This is a genomic window from Streptomyces sp. UNOB3_S3 (genome assembly GCF_020740895.1).
Lineage (GTDB): Bacteria > Actinomycetota > Actinomycetes > Streptomycetales > Streptomycetaceae > Streptomyces.
Genome location: NZ_JAILXP010000376.1, coordinates 1 through 6,828 on the forward strand (window position 1 = coordinate 1; position 6,828 = coordinate 6,828).

6 protein-coding genes are annotated in these 6,828 nt (G+C 74.2%); 3 read left to right on the top strand and 3 right to left on the bottom strand.

Features of this window, described 5'->3' with window-relative positions:
• Positions 1 to 52: 52 nt before the first annotated feature.
• Positions 53 to 1,549 carry a M28 family metallopeptidase gene (locus K6I33_RS29235; RefSeq protein ID WP_229357549.1) on the bottom strand — a complete coding sequence of 499 codons (1,497 nt, stop codon included), beginning with the start codon at positions 1,547 to 1,549 and terminating at the stop codon, positions 53 to 55.
• 246 nt (positions 1,550 to 1,795) lie between these two features.
• Here K6I33_RS29235 and K6I33_RS29240 point away from each other — a divergent pair, with 246 nt between their 5' ends.
• A complete protein-coding gene (locus K6I33_RS29240; RefSeq protein ID WP_229357550.1) occupies positions 1,796 to 2,485 on the top strand; it encodes a CBS domain-containing protein in 690 nt (229 codons plus the stop codon).
• Here K6I33_RS29240 and K6I33_RS29245 read toward each other — a convergent pair.
• Positions 2,431 to 3,657 carry a globin domain-containing protein gene (locus K6I33_RS29245; RefSeq protein WP_229357554.1) on the bottom strand — a complete coding sequence of 409 codons (1,227 nt, stop codon included), beginning with the start codon at positions 3,655 to 3,657 and terminating at the stop codon, positions 2,431 to 2,433. The genes K6I33_RS29240 and K6I33_RS29245 overlap by 55 nt on opposite strands.
• A gap of 198 nt (positions 3,658 to 3,855) precedes the next feature.
• A complete protein-coding gene (locus K6I33_RS29250; protein ID WP_229357551.1) occupies positions 3,856 to 4,356 on the bottom strand; it encodes a GbsR/MarR family transcriptional regulator in 501 nt (166 codons plus the stop codon).
• Positions 4,357 to 4,462: 106 nt separating this feature from the next.
• Here K6I33_RS29250 and K6I33_RS29255 point away from each other — a divergent pair, with 106 nt between their 5' ends.
• On the top strand, positions 4,463 to 5,407 hold the full coding sequence (locus tag K6I33_RS29255) for an ABC transporter ATP-binding protein (RefSeq protein WP_229357552.1): 945 nt from the start codon (positions 4,463 to 4,465) through the stop codon (positions 5,405 to 5,407).
• A partial coding sequence (locus tag K6I33_RS29260; protein WP_229357553.1) for an ABC transporter permease occupies positions 5,404 to 6,828 on the top strand: 1,425 nt, incomplete at its 3' end. The genes K6I33_RS29255 and K6I33_RS29260, both read left to right, overlap by 4 nt.

The window sequence follows — 6,828 nt, forward strand, 5'->3', positions numbered from 1 at the left end:
CGCGGGGGTGGGCCGGGCCGGGCGGCGCCGAGGGGGCCGCCCGGCGCCGGGATCAGTGTCCCGCGGGCTCGTCGAGCGAGCTCAGGTCGTGGGCGTAGATGCCGACCGCGTGCGCGATGACGCCGATGTTGAGGTCGAACGCCTTGCGGTCGATGTTGGCGAGGGTGTCGCCGGCGCCGTGGTAGTTGGGGTCGTAGGCGGTGCCCGCCGTGCCGCCGAACCGGGCCGCCTGCTCCTTGGTCTTGATGCCCTCGGCACCGGTGAAGGTGCCGCCCGCCGGGATGCCCTTGGCGATGAACGGGCCGTAGTCGGAGCGGCCGTCGAAGTCGGTGCCCTCGTGCGGGGCGCCCTTGCGGTCGAGGTAGCCGTTGATCAGCTTCTCGATCTGGGCCGAGCCCTTGGGGCCGGGGCCCGAGCCCGTGTGGTCGGAGTCGTCGCCGTCGTAGACGAACTCCACCGGGTTGGGCGAGCCGATCATGTCGAAGTTGAGGTAGAGCGCGATCTGCTTGCGCTGCTTCTCGCTGAGCGAGGCGACGTAGTGGTCGGAGCCGAGGAGGCCGAGCTCCTCACCGGACCACCAGGCGAACCGCACCTTGTTGGTGGGCTGCTGGCCGTGGCCGCGGGTCTGCTGGGCGAGCTTGAGGGCGACCTCCAGCAGGCCGGCGGAGCCGGAGCCGTTGTCGTTGATGCCGGGGCCGGCGGGCACGGAGTCGAGGTGGCTGCCGAGCGTCACCACGTGGTCGGCGCTGCCGCCCCTGGTCTCGGCGATCACATTGCGGGTGGGGCGCTTGATCGCCTCGGTGGCCACATCGAGGCGGACCTTGGTCTCGCCCTTGGCGATCTGCGCGGCCAGCGCCTCGCCGTCGGCGAGGGAGACGCCCGCGGCCGGGATATGGGCCTTGTCCGGGGTCTCGACGGTGCCCCGGACCGGCTCGGTGCCGGAGTGGTTGTAGAGGATCAGACCGGCGGCGCCCGCCTTGGCGGCGGTCTCCTCCTTCTGCTGGAGGGCGCAGCTGCCGCGCTTGACCAGCGCGATCTTCCCCTTCCAGTCCTGGCCGGCGTAGTCGTCCAGGCCGCAGCCCGGGGTCTCGTCGACGCGGACGGCGGCGAGCGGGGCGACGAGGCCGCCCTCGGGCGTGGCCTTGCTGAACTTGTAGGCGAACGTCCGGATCTCGCGCGGCTCGGGCGAGACGACGCCCAGCTTCTCGCGCAGCGTCTTGGACTCGTAGAAGTCGAAGTCCTGGTACGAGACGTCGTAACCGGCCTTCTTCAGCAGGCGGTAGACGTACTCGGTGGACGCCACATGGCCGGGCGTGCCGGCGGCGCGGTTGCCGCCGTTGGCGTCCGCGATCTTCTGGAGGGCCTGGAGGTGGCGGTAGGCGCTCTTCCCCGAGGAGGTCTTGACGAGCTTGCGGGCGAGCCGTTCGGCCTTCTCGTGCTGTCCGGCGGGCCGCGCCTCGGCGGGCGCCGCCGCGGCGAGCAGCACGGGGGTGGCGACGACGGTGGTGACGAGGGCCGATATGGCTCTTCGGCGGAGGTGTGCGCGCACGGAGGTCCTTTCGGTGCGGGCGGCCCCGATGGCGGCCGCCCGGTCTGCGGGCCGGTCGCGATCGACGGCCGATCACAACCGACCGGACGGTATCGAGTCAACACCGGTCAGGGGAAGGGTCACGGGTGGTTGATACAAGATCGCCACATGCCGGTCATGCCCGACCCGGGCCGCACCGGTACGTCCCCGTATGTGCGAGGCTGGGAGGGCAGCACGGCGGATCACCGAGGGATGAGGGACCGGTACATGCTCCAGCACAGAACCGTGGGCGATCTGATGACCCGCTCGGTCGTCCGGGTCCAGCGCGGCACGCTGTTCACCGAGATCGTGCACGTGCTGCAGGAGCACGACATCACCGCCGTCCCGGTGGTGGACGCCGAGGACCGGCCGGTGGGGGTGGTCTCCGAGGCGGATCTGCTGGCGAAGGCCTCGCGGCGGCCGGATCCCCATGACGGGGCCGGCGCCCGGGCGAACGCGCCGGGCGCCGGCGACGGGACGGGCGCGAAGCACGAGGCGACCACCGCCGAGGGGCTGATGACCAGCCCGGCCGTGTGCGCCCGGCCGGACTGGAGCGTGGTGGAGGCCGCCCGCACCATGGAGGAACACCGTGTCAAGCGGCTGCCGGTGGTGGACGGCACGGGCCGGCTGGTGGGCCTGGTCAGCCGGGGCGACCTGCTGCGGGTCTTCCTCCGCACCGACCGGGCCATCCGCGAGGAGATCCTGGAGGACGTCCTCGTCCGTACGCTGCGTCAGTCGCCGTCAGCCGTGGGCGTCGAGGTGAACCACGGTCAGGTGCGGCTCAGCGGCTCGGTGCGGCTCAGCAGTCTGGTGCCGGTCCTCGTCCAGCTGTGCCAGAGCGTCGACGGCGTGGTGAGCGTGGATCACCATCTGTCGGCGGAGACCGACGACACGGGGGACGGGCCCAGCGGGTCGTGATGGATCCGCGCGGCCGGCACCCCGATCCCGCGCAGCGCGCGCACGGCGTCCTCGACCATCCCGGGCGGTCCACTGACGTAGGCGAGGCGGTCCGCCCACGCGCCGTGGCGCGTCACGGCGTCGGCGACCACGGACCGGCCGCCGGGCGCGGGCGCGTCGCCGAGGACGGGCAGCACGGTCAGCCAGGGGCGGCGGCGTTCGAGGTCGGCGAGCCACTCGCCGTCGTAGAGGTCGCCGCGATCGCGGGCGGCGAGGAGGAGATGGACCCGCCCGGGGGCGGGGCGGCGGGTCGCCAGCTCGTCGAGCAGGGCCTTGACGGGGGCCAGGCCGCTGCCGCCGGCCACCAGCAGCAGATCGTGGGAGAGTTCGTCGGCGAGGGTCATCGTGCCGGTGGCGGGGCCGAGCCGCAGGGTGTCGCCGACGCGCGTCCGGTCGACCAGGGCCTCGCTCACCCCGTCCGGGCCGGTGCGCCGCACATGGAACTCGACGATGTTGTCGGCGCGCGGGGCGCAGGCCATCGAGTACTGCCGCCAGGCGTGCGGCAGTAACGGCGACTCCAGCGCGCCGTACTGGCCGGCGCGGTAGGGGTAGGGCTCGTGGGTGCGTACGCGCAGCACCGCCAGGTCCGGGCGGCGCAGATCGTGGCGGACCACCGTGGCGTGCCAGTAGGGCGGTTCGGTGAGCGCGGCGTCCGCCCCGGCGACCATGGCGTCGACGGCGGAGCGCAGCATGCGCAGCCAGGCCCGCTCCAGCTCCACGCTCCAGCGCCGGCCCGCCCGCAGGCGCAGCGCCTCGCGCAGGGCGTCCTCGAAGGTGGCGTAGTGGGCGCGGCGGACGCCGAGCTTGCGGTGGTCGCGGCCCAGCCGGGTGAAGGTGGCGACGACCTCCTCGGGCCGTTCCAGATGGTCCGTCAAGTACTGGAACATCTTGGCGAGATGGGCGCGCTGGAACGCCATCGACTCGGGGAACATCGAGCGCAGATAGGGGTGGCGGCGGAACATCACCTCGTACAGGGGCGTGATGAGCTCCTCGAACGGGGTGACCAGGTCCAGATGACCCAGGATCAGCCGCCGGTCGGCCTCGTCGCAGTACGGCGTGGCCCGCGCGGGTCCGGGACTGTCGTCCCGGGCGGGTGCCCCACCGGGTGCGAGCAGTTGCCGGCGCAACCGCATCGCGTCGTGCCGGGCCAGCAGCGCGTAATAGTCGTTGCCCTTGGGGGTGTTCACGGGCTGGGTCTCCTGTACTCCGTCGTTCCGAGCGCAAAGCAGTATGGCAGTGCCGGAACACACCCGATCGGCCCGGGATGACAGGGCCGTTCGGCCCTTCCGGAGGCCCGGAGGGGCGGGGTAGAGAAGGCAGCTGACGGAGGGTCAGCCCTTCGCTCTGTGCTCGCGCCAGCGCTCCAGGACCTGCTCGAACTCCTTCTGCAGGAACGCGATGAACTCGGCGGTCTCCGCGATCCGCAGCCCGGCCGGGCTGTCGGCCCCCAAGGTCGCCGAGCCGTCGCGCAGGACCCCCTCCCAGCGGATCAGCCGCTGGTCGCGGCGGGTGAGGGCCTCGAACCAGATGTCGGCGTTGAGCCGGTAGCGGTCGCGCCGGGTGCCCGGCTCCCGCTCACGGCCGAGCATGTCGACCTGGGTGAGGTAGCGGACGGCGCCCGAGACCGCCGCCGGGCTGATCCGAAGGGACTCGGCGAGCTCCGCCGAGGTCAGCACGCCCGAGTCGGAGGCCAGCAGCGCCGCGTAGACCCGCGCGGCCATGCGCGGCATGCCCGCGTCGGTGAGCTCGGCGGCGAAGCGCTCGACGAATCGGGAGACCGCCTCCTGATCGCGCCCCGGGTCCTGGCCGCCCGCTCCGGTCGTCTCGCTCATCGTCCCGTCCTCTCCCTCGCGGTCCCGCGGGCTCGCGGTCCCATCAGGTCAATTTACACTCTTTCCAACCTTCACAAATTTCTGAAAGAAGCGTACGTTCGGAGGTATGACGAAGGCGATCCACGTGTCCGGCCTCGACAAGTCCTTCGGCCGGACCCGCGCGCTGAACGGCCTCGATCTCACCGTCGAGGCCGGTGAGACGCACGGATTCCTCGGCCCCAACGGCGCGGGGAAGTCCACCACCATCCGGATCCTCCTCGGGCTGCTGCGCGCCGACGGCGGCTCCGCGCGCGTGCTCGGCAAGGACCCCTGGCACGACGCCGTGGAGCTCCACCGCCGCGTGGCGTACGTCCCCGGTGACGTCACCCTCTGGCGCAACCTCTCCGGCGGCGAGGTCATCGACCTGCTCGTCCGGCTGCGCGGCGGCGCCGACCGCGCCGACCGCGCCCGCCGCGACGGGCTGCTGGAACGCTTCGACCTCGACCCCACGAAGAAGGGACGCGCCTACTCCAAGGGCAACCGCCAGAAGGTCGCCCTGGTCGCCGCCTTCGCCTCCGACGTCGACCTCCTCGTCCTCGACGAGCCGACCTCCGGCCTCGACCCGCTGATGGAGGAGGTCTTCCGCGCCTGCGTGGCCGAGGAGCGCGGGCGCGGCCGCACCGTCCTGCTCTCCAGCCACGTCCTCGGCGAGGTCGAGGCGCTGTGCGACCGGGTCAGCATCATCCGCGAGGGGACGACCGTGGAGTCCGGCTCCCTCGCCGAGCTGCGCCACCTCACCCGGACGTCGGTGACCGCCGAGCTCACGGGCGCGCCCGACGGGCTGGCGCGGCTGCCCGGCGTCCACGACCTCACCGTCCGCGAGCTCCACGGGGGCCGGGGCCGGCAGGTGCGGCTCCAGGTGGACACCGGCGAACTCGGGCCCGTCCTGCGGCGGCTGGGCGAGTCCGGCGTCCGCAGCCTGACCAGCACCCCGCCCACCCTGGAGGAGCTCTTCCTGCGCCACTACCAGCAGGACGCCGCCGCCGAACCCGCCCGGACGGTGACCTCGTGAGCGCCCCCGCCGCCTCGCCCCGGCCGGCCGCCTCGCCCCGGCCGGCCGCCTCGCCCCGGCTGGCCGGCACGGGCACGCTGGCCCGCCTCGCGCTGCGCCGCGACCGGGTGCTGCTGCCGGTGTGGGCCGTGGCCCTGTCCCTGGCGGTCGTCAGCGTCGCGAGCGCCTTCGAGTCGCTGTACGACACGGCCGCCGACCGGGCCGGAGTGGCCCGCTCCACCAACGCCAACGCCTCGGTCCGCGCACTGTACGGACCGGTGTTCGGCGACTCCACCGGCGCTCTGGTCGCCTGGCGCATGGCCGTCCTCGGCGGCGTCCTCGCCGGGATCATGAGCCTGGTGATCGTGGTCCGGCACACCCGCGAGGAGGAGGAGACCGGCCGTCAGGAACTGCTGTCCGCCGCGGTCGTCGGCCGCCGGGCCCCGCTGACCGCCGCGCTGCTGACGGCCCTGGCCGCCAACGCCCTGGTGGCCGTCCTCGTCACCGCCGGGCTGGCCCGCGCCGGGCTGCCGGGCGGCGGCGCGGCCGCCCTGGGCCTGGCCGTCGCCGGTACGGGGCTGTGCTTCGCGGGCGTCGCCGCCGTCGCGGCCCAGCTCACCGACACCGCCCGGGCGGCGCGGAGCCTCGCGGGCGCGACCGTGGGCCTCGCCTTCCTGCTGCGCGCGGCCGGCGACGCGGCGAGCCCCGACGCCTCCTCGCCGCCGGTCTGGCTCTCCCCCATCGGCTGGGCCGAGCAGACCCGGGCCTTCGCGGGCGAACGCTGGTGGGTCCTCCTCCTGCCGTACACGGCGGCGGCCCTCGCCTCGGCGGCCGCCTACGCCCTGGCCGGGCGCCGCGACATCGGCGCGGGCCTGCTGGCCGGGCGCCCGGGCGCCGCGACGGCGCCCCGGTACCTCACGGGCGCCACCGGCCTGGCGTGGCGGCTCCAGCGCGGCACGCTGCTGGGCTGGGCGGCGGGCTTCGCCGTCGCGGGCACCGTGTTCGGCTCCCTGGTCAACGGCGTCTCCGACCTCGTCGGCGGCAACGAGAGCACCCGCGAGATCGTCGAGCGGATGGGCGGCCACCAGGGCCTCACCAACTCCTTCCTCGCCGCCCTGACGGGCCTGCTCGGCATGGTCGCCGCGCTCTACGCGGTGGGCTGCGTGCTGCGGCTGCGCGCGGAGGAGACGGGCGGGCGCGCCGAACCCGTACTGGCCGGGGCCACCGGGCGGCTGCGGTGGGCGGCCGGGCACCTGGCCTTCGCCGGCCTGGGCACGGCGGCCGTCCTCCTCGCCGGCGGCCTGGGCATGGGCCTCGCGTACGGCATCACGGCCGGGGACGTCGGGGGGCAGCTCCCCCGGGTGCTCGGCGCGGCGCTCGCCCAGCTGCCGGCGGCGTGGGTACTGGCCTCGGTGGCCGTGCTGCTCTTCGGGGCGCTGCCC